This is a genomic window from Klebsiella sp. CN_Kp104 (genome assembly GCF_040064515.1).
Lineage (GTDB): Bacteria > Pseudomonadota > Gammaproteobacteria > Enterobacterales > Enterobacteriaceae > Klebsiella > Klebsiella aerogenes.
On the sequence record NZ_JBEAII010000029.1, the window covers coordinates 12,623 to 32,701 of the forward strand.

At 52.8% G+C, this 20,079-nt stretch carries 17 protein-coding genes; 7 read left to right on the forward strand and 10 right to left on the reverse strand.

The window, feature by feature from the left end; translation table 11 throughout:
* Window positions 1–25: 25 nt before the first annotated feature.
* The gene (locus tag ABLU80_RS14995) at window positions 26–835 is read right to left on the reverse strand and encodes an inositol monophosphatase (protein WP_045363561.1); all 810 of its coding nucleotides are present in this window, start codon (window positions 833–835) and stop codon (window positions 26–28) included.
* Window positions 836–951: 116 nt separating this feature from the next.
* Window positions 952–1,908: a LacI family DNA-binding transcriptional regulator gene (locus tag ABLU80_RS15000; protein ID WP_163282125.1), complete on the reverse strand. Its 957-nt coding sequence runs from the start codon at window positions 1,906–1,908 to the stop codon at window positions 952–954.
* Window positions 1,909–2,410: 502 nt separating this feature from the next.
* On the opposite strand from ABLU80_RS15000, the gene ABLU80_RS15005 reads away from it, so the two are divergent.
* The 6 genes from ABLU80_RS15005 (at window position 2,411) to ABLU80_RS15030 (ending at window position 10,239) form a co-directional block, all read left to right on the forward strand.
* Window positions 2,411–3,484, forward strand: a complete 1,074-nt coding sequence (locus tag ABLU80_RS15005; RefSeq protein WP_348850136.1) for a catalase family peroxidase — start codon at window positions 2,411–2,413, stop codon at window positions 3,482–3,484.
* A complete protein-coding gene (locus tag ABLU80_RS15010; RefSeq protein WP_348850137.1) occupies window positions 3,481–4,065 on the forward strand; it encodes a cytochrome b/b6 domain-containing protein in 585 nt (194 codons plus the stop codon). Before ABLU80_RS15005 ends, ABLU80_RS15010 begins: the two co-directional genes overlap by 4 nt.
* 332 nt (window positions 4,066–4,397) lie before the next feature.
* Window positions 4,398–5,744, forward strand: coding sequence for a histidine-histamine antiporter (hdcC, locus tag ABLU80_RS15015; protein ID WP_015703377.1), 1,347 nt, complete (start codon window positions 4,398–4,400; stop codon window positions 5,742–5,744).
* A gap of 34 nt (window positions 5,745–5,778) precedes the next feature.
* Window positions 5,779–6,915 (forward strand): histidine decarboxylase, encoded by a 1,137-nt coding sequence (locus ABLU80_RS15020; RefSeq protein ID WP_015369839.1) that lies wholly within the window; start codon window positions 5,779–5,781, stop codon window positions 6,913–6,915.
* A 116-nt stretch (window positions 6,916–7,031) separates the two neighbouring features.
* Entirely contained in the window at window positions 7,032–8,300 is a 1,269-nt protein-coding gene (gene hisS / locus ABLU80_RS15025) for a histidine--tRNA ligase (RefSeq protein WP_348850138.1), read from the forward strand.
* A gap of 145 nt (window positions 8,301–8,445) precedes the next feature.
* Window positions 8,446–10,239: an ATP phosphoribosyltransferase regulatory subunit gene (locus tag ABLU80_RS15030; protein WP_348850139.1), complete on the forward strand. Its 1,794-nt coding sequence runs from the start codon at window positions 8,446–8,448 to the stop codon at window positions 10,237–10,239.
* Window positions 10,240–10,268: 29 nt separating this feature from the next.
* On the opposite strand, the gene ABLU80_RS15035 is transcribed toward ABLU80_RS15030, so the two are convergent.
* From ABLU80_RS15035 to ABLU80_RS15070, 8 genes are all read right to left on the reverse strand, one after another.
* Complete coding sequence (locus ABLU80_RS15035; RefSeq protein ID WP_063445942.1) at window positions 10,269–11,936, reverse strand: O-antigen ligase family protein; 1,668 nt, start codon at window positions 11,934–11,936, stop codon at window positions 10,269–10,271.
* Between the two features lies 1 nt (window position 11,937).
* Entirely contained in the window at window positions 11,938–12,477 is a 540-nt protein-coding gene (locus tag ABLU80_RS15040; RefSeq protein ID WP_015369835.1) for a fimbrial protein, read from the reverse strand.
* A gap of 9 nt (window positions 12,478–12,486) precedes the next feature.
* Window positions 12,487–13,551, reverse strand: coding sequence for a fimbrial protein (locus ABLU80_RS15045; protein ID WP_015369834.1), 1,065 nt, complete (start codon window positions 13,549–13,551; stop codon window positions 12,487–12,489).
* Window positions 13,548–14,153: a fimbrial protein gene (locus ABLU80_RS15050; RefSeq protein ID WP_015703381.1), complete on the reverse strand. Its 606-nt coding sequence runs from the start codon at window positions 14,151–14,153 to the stop codon at window positions 13,548–13,550. Before ABLU80_RS15050 ends, ABLU80_RS15045 begins: the two co-directional genes overlap by 4 nt.
* Window positions 14,154–14,164: 11 nt before the next feature.
* Entirely contained in the window at window positions 14,165–14,941 is a 777-nt protein-coding gene (locus tag ABLU80_RS15055) for a molecular chaperone (protein ID WP_032706354.1), read from the reverse strand.
* A gap of 26 nt (window positions 14,942–14,967) precedes the next feature.
* Window positions 14,968–17,439, reverse strand: a complete 2,472-nt coding sequence (locus ABLU80_RS15060) for a fimbria/pilus outer membrane usher protein (RefSeq protein WP_348850140.1) — start codon at window positions 17,437–17,439, stop codon at window positions 14,968–14,970.
* 40 nt (window positions 17,440–17,479) lie between these two features.
* Window positions 17,480–18,028 carry a fimbrial protein gene (locus tag ABLU80_RS15065; protein ID WP_032712484.1) on the reverse strand — a complete coding sequence of 183 codons (549 nt, stop codon included), beginning with the start codon at window positions 18,026–18,028 and terminating at the stop codon, window positions 17,480–17,482.
* A 69-nt stretch (window positions 18,029–18,097) separates the two neighbouring features.
* A complete protein-coding gene (locus tag ABLU80_RS15070; protein WP_015369827.1) occupies window positions 18,098–18,646 on the reverse strand; it encodes a fimbrial protein in 549 nt (182 codons plus the stop codon).
* Between the two features lie 643 nt (window positions 18,647–19,289).
* Between ABLU80_RS15070 and ABLU80_RS15075 the strand changes: the two genes are divergently transcribed.
* Window positions 19,290–20,078 carry a winged helix-turn-helix domain-containing protein gene (locus tag ABLU80_RS15075; protein ID WP_015369826.1) on the forward strand — a complete coding sequence of 263 codons (789 nt, stop codon included), beginning with the start codon at window positions 19,290–19,292 and terminating at the stop codon, window positions 20,076–20,078.
* Window position 20,079: the final 1 nt, after the last annotated feature.

Here is a 20,079-nt window from a genome sequence, read left to right on the forward strand (position 1 = left end):
CAGAAACAGCCCGAACCTGTAAGGGTTAATGTAATGGTTGAAGAATCATATTTTTGAGTTGGGGATACAGCGTTTGGCTGGCCAGCAGGAGGGGGTTACCATGACGAATCCCCTCTTGCGCCAGAAAGTCGTTGGCGACGCCCCCCGCTTCGCGCATCAACACCAGACCGGGTAAGGCATCCCACGGGTTCATGTGCGGTTCGTAGTAGCCAATCAGGCGCCCGGCGGCCGCCCATGCGCTCATCAACGCGCCGGAGCCATTGCGGATGAACATGCCGCCATCGCTGAGCAGCGCGTCAAGAAAAGGCAGGAATTGCGCCGGCGTCACCCGATGCGACGTTCCGACGCCCATCACCCCTTCTTTGACCGTTGCTGCGGGATGTGGGCGAATTGGCGTCTCATTGAGCCAGGCACCATGGCCCCGTAGCGCGTGGAACAGTTCACGATGGTTGGGATCGTAGACGACGCCAACCACCGGCTCGCCGTCAACGACGATCGCCAGCGACAAGCACCAGGTATGCAGCCCATTCAAAAAACAGCTGGTGCCATCAATGGGATCAACCACCCATAGCACCCTGGCGTCCGGCATCTGCGTACCGCTCTCTTCGCCAAGAAAACCATCCTCCGCAAACGCATCAGTAATGCGCTGCTTAACAAAGGCTTCTACGCGTTTATCGGCCACGCTCACCACGTCCTGAAGGTCATTGCCCTTATGCTCTACCGCCAGCGCCTCGCGCTGCTGATAGTATTCGAAAGCCAGCTCGGCACCCGCTTTCGCCAGCTCGCAGGCCAGGCGATAGCGGGTCTGTAGCGCAGAGGAATCCAGTGATGTCATCATTCACTCCTTTTGCACACGTGTGCAATTTTATTTAAAAAAGCCCCGAAGAGCGCAGTGAGTGTGGATGTATTTTAGCGATAATTCTGTGATCGATTCATCATAAAATGAATTTTTCATTTAGCGCTATTACGAATTATTAATTTCACAGCGACTTCGCGGTGACGTGAAGGTTGATTGAATTTGGCGATCCGGCTAACCAGCATCTCCACCGCGTGATAAGCCAACAGCGTGGTGTCCTGCTGGATAGTGGTAAGTTGATAAGGCTGCCACTCCGCCTGGGGAATATCGTCGAAGCCAATAATTGCCGGCAGGACGGCTGCTGGATTATCCGCTCGTAGCCCATCCATCGCCCCAATCGCCAGCATATCGGTGGCGCAAAACAGCGCCTGCAATCCTGGCCTTTCCGCGGCGAGCCGGCGAGCGGCCGCAAAACCGGACTGATAACCGCCCGTTTCGCAGAAATGCGGCGTAACAGCCAGCCCGCTGGCATGTTGAATAAACCCCTCGTAGCGCTGCCGGGTGCTGAAATTGTCACGATTTTCGCCAATAAAACCGACGTCCCGGCACTGGCCTGCGTGCAACAGCTCAGCGGCCAGTTTCCCGCCGAGCGCGTTATCGCTGCTGACGCGATCGCAGCCGGGAAGTTCAGCGTGACGGTTGATAAGCGTAACGGGGATTTTTCGTGCAAGATACTCCTCAGCCAGCTCCAGCGGCGGCGCGCCGGAAGTGATAATGACGCCTGCGACGTGGTAGCTGAGAAGATGTTTTAGCGAAGGAGCTAACTGCTGCGGATCATCGGCGTTCATCAACAATGGCATAAATCCATGCAGCGCCAGCTGGTGGATCAGCGGCGCCAGCAGCTTACTGCGAAAAGGGTTATCGAACCCTGAAGTGATGATGCCGATAAAGTTGCTGCTGCCGGTGTTCATCGTACGGGCGATGATATTGACCTGGTAGCCCAGAGCTTCCGCGGCGGCCTGCACTTTGGCGCGGGTTTTCGGCGACACCGAGGCCCCAGGCGTGAAAGCACGGGAGACGGCTGAACGGGAAACGCCGGCGAGTTTCGCCACGTCTTCTGCTTTAATCCATTTTTTATCATTCATCGCTTTGATTTTTCAGTGAAATCCATCAGGCATAGAGGTTTCGCTCAACACATTACCCTCGTCACGCTGAAGGCAATGTATCCCGAGACCACTCTGGCTTTCACTATACCCTGAATCGGGTTGGTAATGCCGACCAACCAGCGCAGATAATGACATTTTTTATTATCACGTTAACTGAACAGAAGTATAAACTTTTCGTGATATTGTTTATTTCGTTCGCGCACCAATTATAATTATTATCATGATACTTAATGAAGAAATTAAAAAGCGGTTAAAGAAAAAACGTAACCAACTAAATCACAATGATTTTATTATAAACAATAATTTCCAGAAGCAATATCTTTGCAGCACAAAAAGATATAAAGGCAGCATTCAGATATCAACACCCCCTATATTCTCACGATATTAAACGTGTTGCGTGCGATATATCTCGCGTGACGTGAAATAAAACTTAACGATGGAAACGTCTATGTCAAAACTGGATTTCCGATCCAAAAATACCTGGCGCGCGCTGGCGTCGATCGCGGTCATCGTCGGGGCAACGGCAGCGGCATTCGCCTGGACCTCTGGTTGGCTGGGCTCGCGAACCACCAGCCAGTCATTAGTCCCCGATCCAGACAAGCCGTTTCCTGCCGGGTTTCGCCGGGCGCACGGCAAAGGGATCTGTTTTAGCGGGACGTTCGAACCAGCCGCTCCAGCCGTTTCTTATTCCACCGCGCGGCTCTTTTCACAGTCGGAAACCCCCGTTGTCGGGCGATTCTCCATTGGCGCAGGTAATCCACACGCGGCTGATAACTCAACGAAAACCCTGAGCATGGCGCTGCTACTGAAAACGGACGATAAACAGCAGTGGCGCATGGCAATGAACAACGAGCCCTACTTCGCCACCCGAAACCCGGAGGGCTTTCTTGCCATGAAGAAGGCCACCGCCGTCGACCCGGCCACCGGTAAGCCCGATCCGCAGCGTCTCGCGGCATTTTTACAGGACTACCCGGAAGCCAGTAAATATTTACAGTGGGCGGCGCAAAAGCCAGCGCCAGGCGGCTTTGCCGGGGCGACATTTTATAGTATTAACGCATTCTATCTCGTGAACGCCGACAGCCAGCGCCAGCCCGTACGCTGGATGATGCGGCCACACGATCCATTTGTCTCTATCGCTGATGAACAGCGACAGAAAGCCGACCATAACTTCCTGTTCGAACAATTACAGCAGCGACTTTCTCAGCATCCTATTTACTGGGATTTGGTATTGCAACTCGCCCAAGCTGGCGACGCGGTGGATGACCCTTCGCAGCCATGGCCAAACGATCGCCAGCAGGTCGTCGCCGGTACGCTCAAAGTCACCCAACTCGTCGCCCAAGCCGAAGGCGCCTGCCGTGACGTTAACTTTGATCCTTCCATCGTGCCCGCTGGAGTAGAGGTCTCTAACGATCCCGTCTTAAATGCGCGCTCTGGCGCCTATTCACATTCCTGGAGCCGTCGCGAACGGGAAATTGGCTATGGCAAAGCAACCGAAGCCGTGCAAAAAACGGAGGTTAAATGAACTCTAATCACCACAAGCAAGCGCGCGCGCCGCAGCATTTCAACCCTCTGGCGAGATATCTGCATTGGCTGATGGCAATCATGATCCTGACCATGCTGTTCATCGGCGCCGCTATGATGACTTCATTACACCATCGCATTTGGTTGGTGGATGTACATCGGCCATTGGGGATCGCTATTTTGCTGCTGGCGCTCATTCGCCTGGCCAACCGGCTTTATAGCCGGCAGCCACCTCTTCCTGCGGAGCTCTCACGGTCGCAGGTACTAGCGGCAAAAGCGTCACACTGGGCGCTATACGCGCTGATGCTGGCAATGCCATTGCTTGGCTGGGCGCAACTGTCGGCAGCGGGCGTTCCAATTGTTATGTTTGAAGGGCTTAACCTTCCGGCCATTACCCCGACCAGCCCGGTGCTTTTTGCCTGGTTTCACGATGCCCATCGCCTGCTAGCTAAACTGCTCTTTGCGGTGGTGTTGCTACATCTCTCTGCGGCATTAGTGCACGCATGGATATTCCGCGACGGCGTGTTTGCCAGCATGGCGAAAAGTACCAGCCGGTCCAGTAAACCACCTGTAGAGCGGTGAAACTTAATAATTAGGTACGTTGAAGTAAAAATAAGGGGCTTTTGCCCCTTCTTTTTTGCATCCAAAAAAATCAGCAGCCACTCACTGTAGCGCTCGCCTATAAAAATTAGCCCTCCCGTTATTTATTACACAATCACCACTAACCTTGATGATTAAATAAAAAAGGGGACGGAGTGAATTACCTAATCACTGTTTAAAAAATATACCGAAATTAATATGTATTCGCTCACATCATTTTCAAAAAATGATGTAGATCATATTCCCACCCCTGCCCTGTGAAAAAATGCGTTTAATAACCAAGTAAGCATTTACTTAATACAGAGGGGATATATATGGGAAGCGTCAGCGCGGGTACTGCGCAAAAAATGGGGTTAACGGCACTAACCCTTGTGACCGCATCAAATATGATGGGTTCCGGTGTTTTTATGTTGCCGACCAATCTCGCCGGAGTGGGATATATTTCACTATGGGGATGGTTGTTTACTATTATTGGCGTAATTGCGTTGGCGTTGGTTTTCGCTAAAACCAGCCTCATTACCCCTCGCGCGGGAGGGATCGTGGCCTATGCCAGCGATGCGTTTGGCCCTTTCATCGGTTTTCAGACGACGATTTGCTACTGGATTAGCGCCTGGATTGGCAACGTCGCGCTCCTCGTCGCCGGGGTCGGCTATCTGAGCTACTTCTTCCCGGCGCTGCATAATCCGGTTTACGGTTGTATCACCGCTATCGCTATTCTGTGGGCATTTATTGCCTTAGGCAGCCTGGGGGCTAAAACGGCCGGGCGCGCGCAGTCCTTCACCGCCAGCTGCATGCTGGTCGTCGTACTGGGTGTGGGCATTGTCGGCTGGTTCTGGTTTGACCCGAAAATGTTCTCTGAAGTCTACAACGGGACGGGCAACAGCGACAGCTCAGCGATCGTCTCCGCGGCCTCCATTGCGCTGTGGGGTTTCTTAGGAGTGGAATCCGCCGTGGTTTCCAGCGGACAGGTGGAAAATCCTGAACGCACGGTACCTCGCGCAACCGTATATGGTCTGCTGATTGCCTCCGTATGTTACGTCGGTAGCTGTACCGTTATCATGGGCCTGGTTCCCCACGCCGAACTGGTCAAATCTGCCGCCCCATTCGCCGATGCGGCACGCTATATGTTTGGCGATATGGCCGGCAACATCGCCTCCGCGCTGAGTATTATCGCCTGTTTTGGCTCCATTTCCGGCTGGTTGATTCTACAGTCAGAAGGGCCGCGGGCCGGGGCGAAACAGGGGTTATTTCCGCAGATTTTCGCCGAGACCAATAAAAATGATGTCCCGATGAAAGGTCTGATTATTTCTGGCGTGCTGATGAGTCTGGTGCTGTTACTGACGGCTTCCCCCGATCTCGCCAAACAGTTCCAGGTGGTGATTCTGATGTCGGTATTTGCCTCCCTGCTGCCTTATATGTATGCCATTATCGCGCTACCTATCATCATGGTTTCTAAAAAGCTCAACCGTGGACGTGGTTTTATGTTTTATTGCGTCCTGACCGTCATCGGTATGATTTACAGTATATTCGCCCTGCTCGGTTCGGGTACCGATTCCATTTTCTGGGGCACGATTATGATGATGGTAACCATTCCTCTGTTTTCTTTTGTCGCGGCCGGACGTAATAAAAAAGGCCAGGATATTCTTTACCTTCAAAAATAATATTTTATTCACCAACATAAATATGGAGATTCATATGTCTTTATCTATTGCCGATCAAAATAAACTCGATGCATTTTGGTCATACTGTGTAAAAAATCGCTACTTTAATATTGGCTACCCTGAATCTGCTGATTTTGATTACACCATGCTGGAGCGTTTTCTGCGTTTCTCAATTAATAACTGTGGTGACTGGGGGGAGTACTGTAACTATTTACTCAACTCTTTCGACTTTGAAAAAGAAGTCATGGAGTATTTCTCCGGCATATTCAAAATCCCCTTTGCGGAAAGCTGGGGCTATGTCACCAACGGCGGCACAGAAAGTAATATGTTTGGTTGCTATCTGGGAAGAGAACTGTTCCCGGAAGGCACGCTCTACTATTCAAAAGATACTCACTATTCCGTCGCCAAAATCGTCAAACTGCTGCGTATCAAATCGCAACTGGTGGAATCTCAGCCAGACGGAGAAATGGATTATGACGATTTGATCAATAAAATCAGGACCTCAGGCGAACGCCATCCCATCATTTTCGCCAATATTGGCACAACGGTACGCGGCGCTGTTGATAATATCGCTGAGATACAGAAACGTATCGCTGCGCTGGGGATCCCACGTGAAGATTACTATCTGCACGCGGATGCCGCGCTAAGCGGCATGATCTTGCCTTTCGTGGAGGATCCACAACCGTTTACCTTCGCGGATGGTATCGATTCGATTGGCGTTTCCGGACACAAAATGATCGGCTCTCCGATTCCATGCGGCATTGTGGTAGCCAAGAAAGCCAACGTCGACCGTATCAGCGTAGAGATCGACTACATCTCCGCCCACGATAAAACGATTTCAGGGTCACGCAACGGTCATACCCCTTTGATGATGTGGGCCGCCGTTCGCAGCCATACCGATGCCGAATGGCATCGCCGCATTGGTCACAGCCTCAACATGGCGAAATACGCCGTGGATCGCTTTAAAGCAGCAGGTATTGACGCGCTGTGCCACAAAAACTCCATCACGGTGGTCTTTCCGAAGCCTTCTGAATGGGTATGGAAGAAACACTGCCTGGCAACGTCCGGCAACGTGGCCCATCTGATCACCACCGCTCACCACCTGGACAGTTCCCGGATTGATGCGCTGATCGATGACGTGATTGCCGACCTGGCGCAACGGGCGGCATAAGAGTGAGCAGCGGCAAACTGCCGCTGCCCGCTGGACAATCTGGTGGGTTGCAGCGCCAACCGGAACCCGCCAGACCTGCACAGTATATGGGAATTTCGCATCAGGAGTCATAAACGATGAGTGCAAAGTTAAAAGCCATACGTGGTATGCGCGACGTACTGCCCGCCGAAACGCCAATCTGGCAGTGGCTTGAAAATAAATTCCGTCGTCTGACCTACCGTTATGGTTACCAGGAGATCCGCTTACCCCTGCTGGAACCGGTCGCCTTATTCGAACGTGCTGTTGGCGAAGCCACAGATATCGTTGCCAAAGAAATGTACAACTTTACGGATAAAAGCGGCGAACAGATTACGCTGCGGCCCGAGGGGACCAGCGGCTGTATGCGTGCGGTACTGGAAAATAATCTGTGTTACAACAAAGCCCAGCGCCTGTGGTATCAAGGCCCGATGTTTCGCTATGAACGCCCGCAGAAGGGACGGCTGCGTCAGTTCACGCAGTTCGGTGCTGAAGCCTTCGGCATGGCCGGGCCGGACGTCGATGCTGAAATGATTTTTATGGTCCGTGATTTGTTCCAGGAGTTGGGTCTGACCCCGCATGTCAGGCTGGAAATTAATTCTCTGGGCACGCCGGACGAACGGCGGGCCCATAAAGCCGCCCTTGTTGACTGGTTTAATGCTCATCGTGAGCAACTGGATGAAGATAGCCTCAAACGGCTGGAAACCAACCCATTGCGCATCCTCGACAGCAAAAATCCGACCATGCAGCCCATGCTGGAACAGGCGCCGCGATTGCTGGATTACCTGTTCGAAGACTCCCGTCACCATTTTTCGCTGCTCTGCGAACTGCTCGATAAGGCCGACATCCCCTACACCATCAATCCGCGTCTGGTGCGCGGGCTGGATTACTACACCCGCACCGTGTTTGAGTGGGTGACTGACGAACTGGGCTCGCAGGGTACCGTCTGCGGTGGCGGCCGCTACGACGGCCTGGCGGAGTTATTCAATCCGAAGGCGTTGCCGGCCTGCGGTTTTGCCATCGGTATCGAGCGCCTGTTGTTACTCATTCAGACCGTCAGCCAGAAAGATAATCCGTTGTGGCATTTTCACCCTGACGTGGTCATTACCAGTGAATGTCAGGATGATGGCCTGCGGGCCCAGATGCTGGCGGAGCTACTGCGCCAGCGTATTGAAAAGTTAAGCGTGATGGTGGATTGCAGCGGCAACAAACTTAAACGCCAGCATCAGACCGCCCTGCAAAGTCAGTGTCGCGCGATAATCACGCTGAATACCGACAATGAGATACGGCTATGGGACCTCGCCAGCTCCCGTCAAATGACGCTCGAAGAGAAAGCGCTCATTGACTGGCTGCAACAGCACTGCCAGTAAACACGTCCAGATTGGGTACCGTGCGGCAGGACGGTACTCGTCCCGGCGTTAATCCCGCCTTCAGCATTTCACCCTGACACACAGCGAGATCCTTAAGCAGAGAACCGTGGACATGCCGAGAAAAAACAGATTATTTATTCCGGGGATGCCGCATCTGGCGCAGCTTCGCGGGCATAATGGCGAGGAGTTATTCCGCCACGAGGAGGATTACTCTGCCTTCGAACGGTGTATGCAAGACGCGGCGCAACGTTACGCCGTGTCTATTCATAGTTGGTCACTTGCCGTCCCACGTATCCTGCTGCTGGTCAGCGCTCCGGATAAACAGGCGCTGAGCCGTTTTATTCAGCATATCGGACGCAGCTATGTGCCTTATTACAATCGTCGTTACCAACGGCATGGCGCATTGTGGGACAGCCGCTACTTATGCAGTCCCCTGGAACCAGAAACCTATTTCCTGGCCGTGAAGCGCTTTATTGAATGTGACGAGGACGGGAGCCCGGGGTGCCATAGTCACGGTAATCTGCCTTCAGGTTTGATAGTCCCCCATCCTGTCTGGCTCAAGCTCGGTGAGAATGAGCAACAGAGACAGGCCCACTTCCAGGAATTCTGCCGACAACCGGTAAATCGGGCGCTGGTGACAAGGATTCGCCATGCACTGGCGCAAAATTGCCTGCTCGCCTCGCCAGCGTTGAGCCAGCAACTTGAAGCCCAGATGGAAAGGCCGCTGCGGGCACGACATTGCGGCCGCCCGCGTAAATATGAATCCTCCCCATCAGAACAGTGGACCTGGCTGGAACTTCAGGCTGAACAGTTTCTGCGCCAGCATGGCTATCAACAAATCAGGTTACCCTTACTTGAACATACATCGCTATTCGCCCCAGGCGGCCCGGTGATGGCCGACAAGGGAAAATTACGTGGCGATGGGACAACCGGATGTCTGCGCCTGATGGCCGATAACCCTCATACCGCAGTAATGAGCCGGATTTGGTATTCGGGCGCCATGTTCCGTCAACGCTCCCTGGATGGAGATATCCGGCAAAATCATCAAATTGGCGTCGAAGCCTTCGGCATGCCGGGCGTTGATATCGAACTTGAGCATCTGGTTATGCAGGCGGTTTTCTTCAGGCGTATTGGCCTCGGTGAAATGGCGGAACTGCATATTAATATGCTGGGTGACGAGGCCTCGCTGGCGGCTTTCCGCCGGGCGTTGCGCGATTACTACCAGCCCATCTCGCGTTTGCTGAACCCGGAGCAGCAGCACTGGCTGGAGAAACATCCGGAGTGGTTGATCCATCATGAGGATATCCTTCTTCAGCGTCTTGCTCCTGCGGCGCCCTGCCTGGCGGATTTTATTACCGTTGACTCCCGTCATCGATTCCAGCGACTTCAGCACGCCCTGACCCAAGCCGGTATTGCCTGGCAATACGATCCTGCGCTGTTTCCCGCCAATGACTATTGTCAGTTGGTCTTTGAATGGCGCAGCATTGCCATGGAGCGCGAGTTAATCATCAGCCGTGGCGGCCGATACGATGCCTGCGCCAGCCGTATTGCTGAAAAACCGGTTTCCGCCTGCGGTTTTGCATTCATGATGGAGCCGATTGTCACTCTGCTCGGTTATCGTCCCCAACCCGCCAGAGCGCATCCGCCGACCGACATTGTGATTATTGCAGGCCAGCCTCGCGTGGCTGCTAAGGCAGTGCTGCTCGGGCGTAGCCTGCGTCAGCAATTTCCCTATTTAAGCATCATCAACGACTGCTCTCCCCAACGAATCAGCACCCGCTATAAAAATTCCAGACGCCTGGGGGCGAGATTTATTCTTGAAATCGAAGGCGACGGAGAAACGGTTATCCTCTCTGATTCACGGGACCATCGTATTAAGATTTGCACGCTTGATAACATCACCGATCGGCTCGCGCAGGTCGTTCTGTCTCAGAGATGAACGCAGGCCGATAAGAGGATATGTTTATCTCACTCCATTATTTGATTAAAAGGACGTCGCGCATCCTGCAGCCATGGAATACGTCTATCATTCGGGTATAACAGACAAAAGCGTGTCGCCAGACGATGCGCCTCGGCCAGGTCTCGCTGCTGTAACGCCAGCAAGATCTGCGTGAAGGAGACATTCGGGTCCGGTTGAACACGCACATAGTCAGGCGCCCAGCGGCGAACGGCTGCCAGCCAACGCTCATCACGGGTATGTTGATATCGTTGTAGATACCCCATCTGGACATCAAACCGGTAGCGAGTGGCAAGCAGCCAGCCTCCCACAGGGAGAGATTCGGCCAGACGCCACTGTGTTGATTGTCGCTCCGCCAGCGTCAGCTGCTGTTGCGTATGCAGCGTGAGAAACAACAATGGAGTGATGAAAGCAACCGCGATCAATGCCACAGCGCGCAACAGCGACGCCAGGGTGAGCGGCAGCCGGGCCCCTTTTCGCCGGCAGTCTGCGCAACGAAGCAACAAAATCAGCAGTAGCCAATGTGGCGTTGACTGCCTGACGGGGTATTCCGTCAACATATGGATAACCACGGGTAGCGCCGCCACCAGGCAGGCGCGATGCCAGCGATTGCCGTACAGCCAGAGCCATAAACCACTCGCCATAAAACAAAGCGCCCCCAGCAGTCCAATCAGACCGCCCTCCACCAGCCACAGCGCCAGTTCGTTATGTGGATGCGAGATGCTGCTCAGCCCCAACGGCCCCGCGCGTTCAAGAAACACGGCGGCGAAACTGCCCACGCCCCATCCGGTCCACGGACGTTCGGCAAATAATGCCAGCGATGCTTTCAACACCGTCCAGCGCACCTGGGAGGTCGTCAGGTGATTAATCGTCACCACCGACAAGAAATGGCGAGCAAGCGCGCCCGCATTCATGCCTATCGCCAGCGGCAGCAGGAGTAACAGCAGCGTACGGCGCTGCGCAGGAAAAACCGCCAGCAGCAAGACCTCGCCTACCGCCACAGACAGGTAACCGGTTTGCGACTGAGACTCATGCAGTACAAATCCCATTATCACCAGAGCAATCCCGATGATAATTCGATATCCGCCACGTAGCCGTAAAAAAAGCAATGCTGACAGCAGCACGCCACACGCCGTGAAGCTGGCCATCAGATTAACCTGCTGAAAAATACCGTAGGGGCGTGTACCGCGCCGCCAGGCAAACTCCCAGTAATTCACCCCCGGCCAATGCCAGTATTGATAGGTAAACGCCAGACATTCGAGGACGCACGCGCCCCAGAGCAGAGCCAGCAGTACTGTCAGCGTGTTTGTCGTAAGCGGAATTTGCAACGTCGCCAAATAGACAAGCACGCCTCCCAGCAACGCCCCCGCGACCAGCAGCGCCTCGGACCGCCAAACCTCAGGCGTCAACAGACAAAGCAACGTCAGAATGAGCGCCCCCATCGTAAACCCCGCGGCGGGTATAGTTATCCGCCAGCGTTGACGAGGTACCAGCATCAATGCGCTAGCTGCCAGCACAACGGCATAAATCCAGGCCGTTATATTTAGCGGCAACGACAAACCGCTACCCCCGTTATTCGGCCAGTAGAGATGCATTGCCCCACCCCAGAAAAACAGACTGACAACCAGCAATAATTTCTGCGCCGGCAGCGGCGCAATACGATGCAATGCGTTCATCATGCTATTGGTAGTTCAGCGTCCAGGTCCCGCTGGCGCTGAAGGGGCCGTATTCGAGAGTCTGATTTTTTAACGCCGACGGTTCCGCCGCGACCCATGCCAAAAAGTTCAGCGTCATCGAGCCTTCAGTAATCTCTTTGACTGACGTGCTTTCATCAAGGCGGATTGCCGTACCATCCTCTTCGCTCATTCCGATGCCGATTCCGGAGGCGCCTTGTTCACTGCTATCCAGCGCCAGATGATCCGCCAGCTCCGCATCTTCACTTCCGCTGAAAGTGACCGAGATCCCGCGAAAAACCTCCGGGTTGCAGTCGCGTAACTCAATGCTGAATTTTTTCGGCTTACTGCGCCCCGAGAGATAGAGATCCTGCGTCGCAATTTGCCCGAAATCGACCTCGATTTTGTCGCCTCCTGGCGCAAGGCTGCAGGCCAGCGCCCGAATGGTGCCGTGAAAATACATATCGCCGCCGACCAGCTTAGTGTCGGCCTGCGCCAAGCCGCCAAGCAGTAGCGCGCTGGTGGCGATTAACAGCGTAAATCTCATGGCATCCCCCTACTGAAACTGCGCGACAACGGTGGCAGAGGCTTCAAACTCACCTTCTTTGACGCTTCCCACGCCCGGTTTGGCCACCGGCGCGGCGGTAAGATTCCAGTCGCCCTGATTCTGGTAAAAACCCTTCACGTTGTAGAACTGATTGGGCACGACGGTGCCGCCGCTCGCGTCTTTAATCACAATGCCGAGATCGTCGCGTTTTTGGCCGCCGCTTAGCGTGCCGAGGAGATGATCGTTAAATCCCGCCGTGCCTGACGCCGTGGTAGTTTGTACGCCAAGATTAATGTTCAACGCGCCCTGATCGAAGCTCCCCCCCTCGCAGACCACATGAATGGGGATCGACTTGCTGTAGTTGGTGCCGTTGAGCCGGGCGGCGGAGCCTGGCAGATCGCCAAATTCGATGCTGATTTTGTCTCCGCGATTAAAGATGCATTTGTCCGGCACCGTAATGAGCCCGGATTTAATGACCACACGGGAAATTGGCGTTGTCGGCGTAGGGCCAGCGCTGCCCAGACGTCCAGCAACCTCCACCAGCGACTGAGAAGTGATATTGATGCCGTTAATAATGGGTTTAGTGACAATAAACGTCACTTTCCCTTTAGAGCCACTTTCAATGTTAGTGGCTCGCTCGTAGCCTTTGCGCTTTTTGCAGTTATGGTCGTTGTAGCGATTCGAAAAGTTGGTGAACGGCGCCTGAACGTAGTCGTTATACCGCCCGGCGACCCATACCTTCACTTCCACATCCAGGTAATCATTCAGACGAAAACGGTTCGCTCCCTGATTAGAGGGCGGCATGGTGGTCGTGGTGGTGTAGTAAATCGGCTGGCGCGAGATGTCGGCCTGCTCACAATGAAAATCCACGACATACCAACTGCCTAAATTCCAGGTGAACGGATCCGTTCTGCCGCCCTCGTGGTTTTTGCTGACATCCAGTGAGTTCAGTTCAATATCGTACTGATGCGGCGATCCGCCCTGAGGTTCTCCCTCACCGAGAGTAAATGCCTGCCCGGCCAGCGGACAGCCAGCCAGGACGACCCACAGCAGCGCTTTGTGCAATACGCTCATAGATACTCCAGCTTAAGTCTGACCAGACCGTTAAATTCGCCAGCGGTCACCTCCTGCCCAAAAGATTCCAGCGCGGCAAGAAAGTGAATCGCGTTATCGCCCGGCTTGAGGATCCACATGCGTTGCGGTTGATTCAGGTGGATCAACTGGTTGCGTTCGGTCAGTAGCCGAATGCCCGCGCCGCGCACATCGCCGCGAATCCGCCCAAGATCGCTGTTTTCCGGCGCACTTTCGGCCATCAGTGTCATCGAAACGCCACGCTCCACCGTACTGTGCGACAGCTCAGGGAGCTCGCTGGTCTGCCCAGGAAAGTCCTTTAACGTGTGCCCGGAGCCTTTTAAGCAGCCATTCAGGTGCAGCGTCACCAATACCGGATCGCTGCGATCGCCGCTCTGGCGAAAGCGGCTGGCGGAAATATCGCCGAGATCTATGGTCTGATCGCGTGAAGCCATATCCAGCACGCACGGCGAAACGAATACCCGACCGTGAAAGCGGACGTTGCCATACTCGCCGGAAACGTTGCTCATATCATGGCGGCCGCTTGTGGCCTGAACCGAGCAGGCCATGCCTGCCATCAGCAGAGCGCAAAGCATCTTTTTCATTTACGAGTCCTTTACCGGGGCTGTTGCTCCATCGGCAATGCTTTACACACATTGCCTGTGCAGCTGAATTTCAATTCAGGGTGACCGCCAAAATCGTTCACGTACATCATGCTGAACTGGCTGACGCTGGCGTCCGAGACGTTGAAATCGAGAGAGGATTTTGGCGGGATCATAATCCCCGGGAAATCAGTCAGTCTGCCGCCGCCCTGGGCTTCAGGTTTGCGGCTTAAGCCGATTAAGGTGACGAAGTATGGCGTTGGGTTATCCACGGTCCAGCGCTGACCCTGCTTGTGAAAGATCAGTTGGTTTTGCCACACCGCCCCCGGCGTTTCCGGCACGATAGCTGTCGGCCGATAGAACAATTTGATCCGCGACTGCATCGCCAGCTGCAGCACGTTCGGCTTATCCGGTTTTGGCGGAATTTCACGCACGTTCAGGTAGAACAGACTCTCGCGATCCTGTGGCAACGCGTTAATTCCGCTGGTTTTCGTCACGCGGGCGATTCCCTTCTGCCCACCGTTAATCCGTTGCAGCGGCGGTAAGACCATTAATGGCGAGGTAATTTTTGTTCCGTGGGCGTCCTCTACCCACGACTGAGCCAGAAATGGAATGCTCGGGCTGGTGTTGGTTAAGTTCGCACTTACCGAGCGAGCATCACCGGTGATAATCATGCGTGTACGGTCGAGCGCAATACCCGCCCACGAAGCATTGATCTGGGCAATAAAAAACAGGCCACAGGCGACGGGTTTAAGCCAACGGCGCGCGAATTTAAAAGATTGATTATTCATGACAAAATTCATTCAGGTTATTGAAATTATTCACAAGGCAACAGCACGTTACCTTCCGGGTTGATTTGTTGTGGCACTTGTAAGTGACACTGCGCACGGCCAGCCCAGGCAACGGAAAGACGCTCGGACGGATTCACCCCCGCAATCCAGGCCATGCCGTTTTCCATCACCATGGCGACGCTGACGCCGTTGGCGTTAAACACTTCGGCGCCAAACGGCGGCACCGAGCCATCCTTCAGGCGCAGCAGCGCCATCATTTTTTGCCCCTGCGCGACGGCAAAGCGCTGGTAGCCAATGGCGCCTTCCGTCAGGGTGTTAGTCACGATCGCTTTGGTCGCGGAAATATCCTCGTCCATGACGTCCACATCGATACGGGTATCAAAGCTGTGATAACTGACGACGTCCGGTACAACGGCAATACCGAAACGGTTTGAGTGCGCCTGTTCGCCGTTAAGCGGCACATTGGCAACGCCATCGGTATCAACCATCACTCTGGCGGTATTCATTGACGCCTGACTGTTATGTAACGCCGCGCCGTGACGCGTCGCCGTAAAGCCGCCGCGTACCGTGCCGCCTACGGAGAAATAGCGTGATTGCTGCCAGCTGACGTTAGATTCCAGCTCCGCCATCATGCTGCGATGCTGGTAATAACCATCAAATGCCGTACGCCCTTCCCCGGAAACCCCTGCGCGCAAACGCCACGGATTATTACGATCGCGGTTATCGGAATACGAAACCATTTGGCTGGTCTGGTTACCGCTGTTCTGTAATTCATAATCCATGGAGCGGCCATCGCCCCATGGCACTGAAATTGAAAGCGAAAGACTGTCGTCCCGTTTGCCCTGATACTCAGAGCGATAAGCCGCGAGGTTGGCGCTGATCCCCTGGATTCCCGCGAAGGAAAAACTGTGTCCCATCGATAATCCGTAACGATCCTGGGAACCGCGATCCCAATAGTTCTGGTGGGTATAGGTGAGGTATAACGTGGTCGCTAAATGCGGATCGTCAGCAAAAAAGGTTTTGTTGCCGGTAACGGTGTACATCTCTTTTTCGTTGCCGGCGCTGTTGTTACTTTCATACTGCTCGTCGAGAAACTGCGAGAAGGTGCGAAAGGTTCGCTGTGAAAAGCGGTACCCGGCAAAGGTAATCGCGCTGTTGTACTCATCAAAGGTTTTGGCGTAGCTGAGCTTAAAGGACATGCCTTTTTGTTCAGCCTGATGCTTCACCCGACTCACGGATTGCGTCGCATCGGCCGACAGCGCTCCCAGCCAGCTTAAATCCCGTCCTATCCCCATCGACCAGGCATTGTAGCGCTCGCCGGTGAGCAACGCGCCGCCGTACAGTGACCATGCATTGCTCACCCCCCAGGAAAAATCGCCGCTATAAAACGCAGGGCCCTGAACGTCGTGGTTATAACGCGACGGCTTACCAACCGCGGCGTTGTAGCGAACATAGCCCGGACGCGTCAGATAAGGGATATCAGCCGTATTGACCTGGAAAGTTTGTACGCTGCCATCCTGCTCTTCGACGCGCACATCCAACGTACCGCGTACCGAACCGTGCAGATCCTGAATATTAAACGGCCCCGCAGGGACGGTGGTTTGATAGATAACACGCCCCTGCTGACTGACGGTGACCTTCGCATTACTGCGGGCGATACCGTGCACTTCAGGCGCGTAGCCCTGCAAATTTGGCGGCAGCATACGCTCATCGCTGGCGAGGTTGACCCCGGTGAAGCGCACCGAATCAAAAACCTGAGAATTCAAATAGATTTCGCCGACCGTCAGTTTTGCAGCCTGCATCGGTAACGGGCGATAAGCATAGATCTGATCCCAGTCGATACGCCCATGATTATCATCTGAAGCGTAATTGGCCTGATACTGGCCACGAAAACGCCATGCGCCGAGGTTAAAACCTGTCTGCCCATAGCCGGACAGAGAGCGATAGTGATCGCCACCCTGTTCGTAATGCGTGGCCTGCCCTGAAATGCTGTAGTCAAAAATCAGCCCGGCGACGCCGTTATCCCAGCGCTCAGGCGGCGTCCAGTCTGGGTCGGTATATTTCATCCATGCCTGAGGCACGGTAATGTCCAGTACGCCTGCGCTATTATTCAGCGCCACACCCGGCAGGTGGGAAATGTCATAGCAGGTTGCGCTAATGGCATGAATATGGGTCAGCGCCTCTTCTTTGAGCGCCAGTAACTCAAGTTGTTGCGGCGTCAGGCACACTATAGATTTATGTGAATTGGCCGGATCGGCGATATAACGGATTGTCTGCTGAGGAATCTCCTGGCTGTTAATTCGAACATCCAGCAGATATTCTCCGGGAGCCACAAAGTTGCCTTCGGAAAAACGCTGTAAATCGACATTATGCCTGTCGCTGGCATCCAGTACGTCGGTATTAAATTCAATAGCCTCATCCGCTTCAGCCCATGAAGCGGCGCAGACCAGTGCAATAAATAGCGCCAGACGTTTTTTATCTGTTTTCAGCGTGATCATTTTTGTTCGCAACCTTCAGATACCCGAAATGCAGTGCAGCTCAGAGATAATTCACAACAAAATGCGTGACCGCAGTAAATTCGCCAGATGTCATTCTTCCGTCGCGGGAGATCAAATAAGCCGTAAATTTGAGCGTATTTTTTCCTGGGTTAAGTACATAGTCCGGTGATGGTTCGCCCAAGTGAATTTGCTGTCCTTTGCTGTCGTATATTTCTATCGCTAAATTTTCAGTTTCCGATTGCACGCTTAGATAATCTGGATTGTCCCTATCGGGGGCACCGGAAAAAGTAATATTGGCGCGTTGAAACACATTACCGGGGTGTTGAGAATCCCCTAGTGAGCATCCCAGCAAATGAATGCTGAAATTATGCGCAGATACTTTTTCAGGTTTACCGGAAATATCTCTGGCTGAGAGATCATCGAATTCAACCAGTAGCGACCGGTCGCGCGGATCGACATAACAAGCAGCCTCAATAATATTTCCCCGCATACGCATTTTTCCGGGCGTACTGACAAGACGGAGAGTGTCAGCCGAAACCCATGCAGGCGATATGAAGATAAAAAGCAGTAAAATACGCCATCCAGGCATAACCGCATTTCCTTTCAGTTATTCGCAGGAAGGGTTAAGCAGGCGCGATAATGCGCCCGCTGCAGATCGTTACTGATAATCGATCTGGAAATTAACGGTAGATTCGAAATCACCCGGAGTTACCGCTGCAGATGCGTTGTTTGCCTGCAGGTAAGCGACGAAATCAATGTCGGTTTCGCCATCGGTAATGTTGACCTGAGAGGCAGCTTTACCCCACTCAACATCCTGGTTGCCGCTGTCAACCATACCGATGCCTGCGCCCTTGGCAGTACCAGAGGTGAAGGCGGCTAGCGCGTTGTTGTCTGCATCAATCGTTGCCGGGGTATAAGTCACGGTAGCGGTTTTTGCGACAGTCGTATCGCAACCCTGCAGAACAATTTTGGCATGTTTAACGCCAGCACGTTGGTTGTCTTTTAACTGAGAAGTTGGGATCTCGCCAAAATTCACCTGCACCGGGCTGGATTCTGGCGCCAGACCACATGCAGAATTAACGAGAGAGCCGGTGAAGTGGATTTTACCGTTAGTCGGTTCAACATTTTTTGCAGCGAAAGCAGAAGAGGCAGTAAAAGTCATTCCCGCCATCAGCGCACAGGCCACAGCCACGTTTTTCATTTTCATATTACTCTTAACCTTATATCTGTTTTTGGTTATTCCGACGATCTATTTCCGCAGACAATTCCTGTCCGGGAAAACCCGATCTCGCGGAGGCGGCAGCGCATATCCTTGCAAACAATCCATCTCAAACCGCACCGTATTTTGAAGTTCATTGGTATTCCATCAGAAATACCGTCCACAGTCGTTTACGCTGTTTCGGGGCTTATATTAAGTCGACGAAAAATTGACACAATGCCAAAATACGGAATCAATCAAACTCAGGAAATCGTGTTGCTTTCCCGCCTACAGATCGATCATTTACCTAAAAATTAGCCAAAAAGCACGCAACTAACAGTGTTAATGTCTATTATTTATAGTTTTTATAGAGTTTTTAACTATCAACTATTTTTTAATTTAGAACAGATAACTGGCAAAATATATTTATAAAATATTTTTAAAAATTGAAAGGGATACCAAAAGTGAGTGCTGACAATAAGATAGTGAAAGAAAGGAAGGAGAATGAATGATTACATAAAGAATATTAAAATATTGTTATGTAAATGATAATAAAGCGATCTATGGCACAACCTCTTTTTATAAATGAATTATGTTATGCTGTTGCTTCCCCCACTCGAATGCGAGATATCCTGCTTTAAAGGAGACATCAGTGATTTCTCATATACCAATAAACAAAATTAAATCCGTAATTATTGGTGATGGTTTAGTTTTCAGACCACTTAAAAATACCCTAAAAGACGTGGCATCTGGTGAAATAGCCACATTGAATAACGTGGCTACACAATTACTGCTCTATTTGTTGCAAAATGGTAAAGAGATATCCTCGCGCGATGAAATTCTGCTGAATGTTTTCCAGCATAATGGCGCCAGAGCGACGGATGCGAATCTTAACCAGCACATTTCATTTTTGCGCAAAGCCATTACGTCGACAGGTCATCCTGCAGAACTCATCGTTACCATTCCTCGTATTGGATTTCGGATGGGCGACGTCAATATCAATATTCAGCTACAGGAAGAAGCGCAAACGGCCGCCAGAGTTGCCTATGTTGCATCGACGCCGAGGAGAAAGAAACCAAACCGGTGGCCTGTCGCTATCACAGCGTTAATTACCAGCATCGCCGTGCTGGCAACAGCGTGGTTAACATGGATACCCAATCATATAGCCATGACGGACGCAGCTATCTTGCGAACCATCGACTACGAGCAATGCCGTGTACATATATTAGGAAATGCCCTCACAGACACGATAACCGAAAAGAAAGCGCTGGATATTTTCAAATCCGTGGGGATTAGCCCCAACTGCTCGCACCCTAAAGACCTGTATCTTAATACCTGGGCGAGCAACCATAACCTGGTTGAGTGGTCGTTTGCCGCTGAATGCGGCCTCAACCTCGGCTATTACCATTGCATCAGCCAGTATCGCCATCATGAGGAATGAT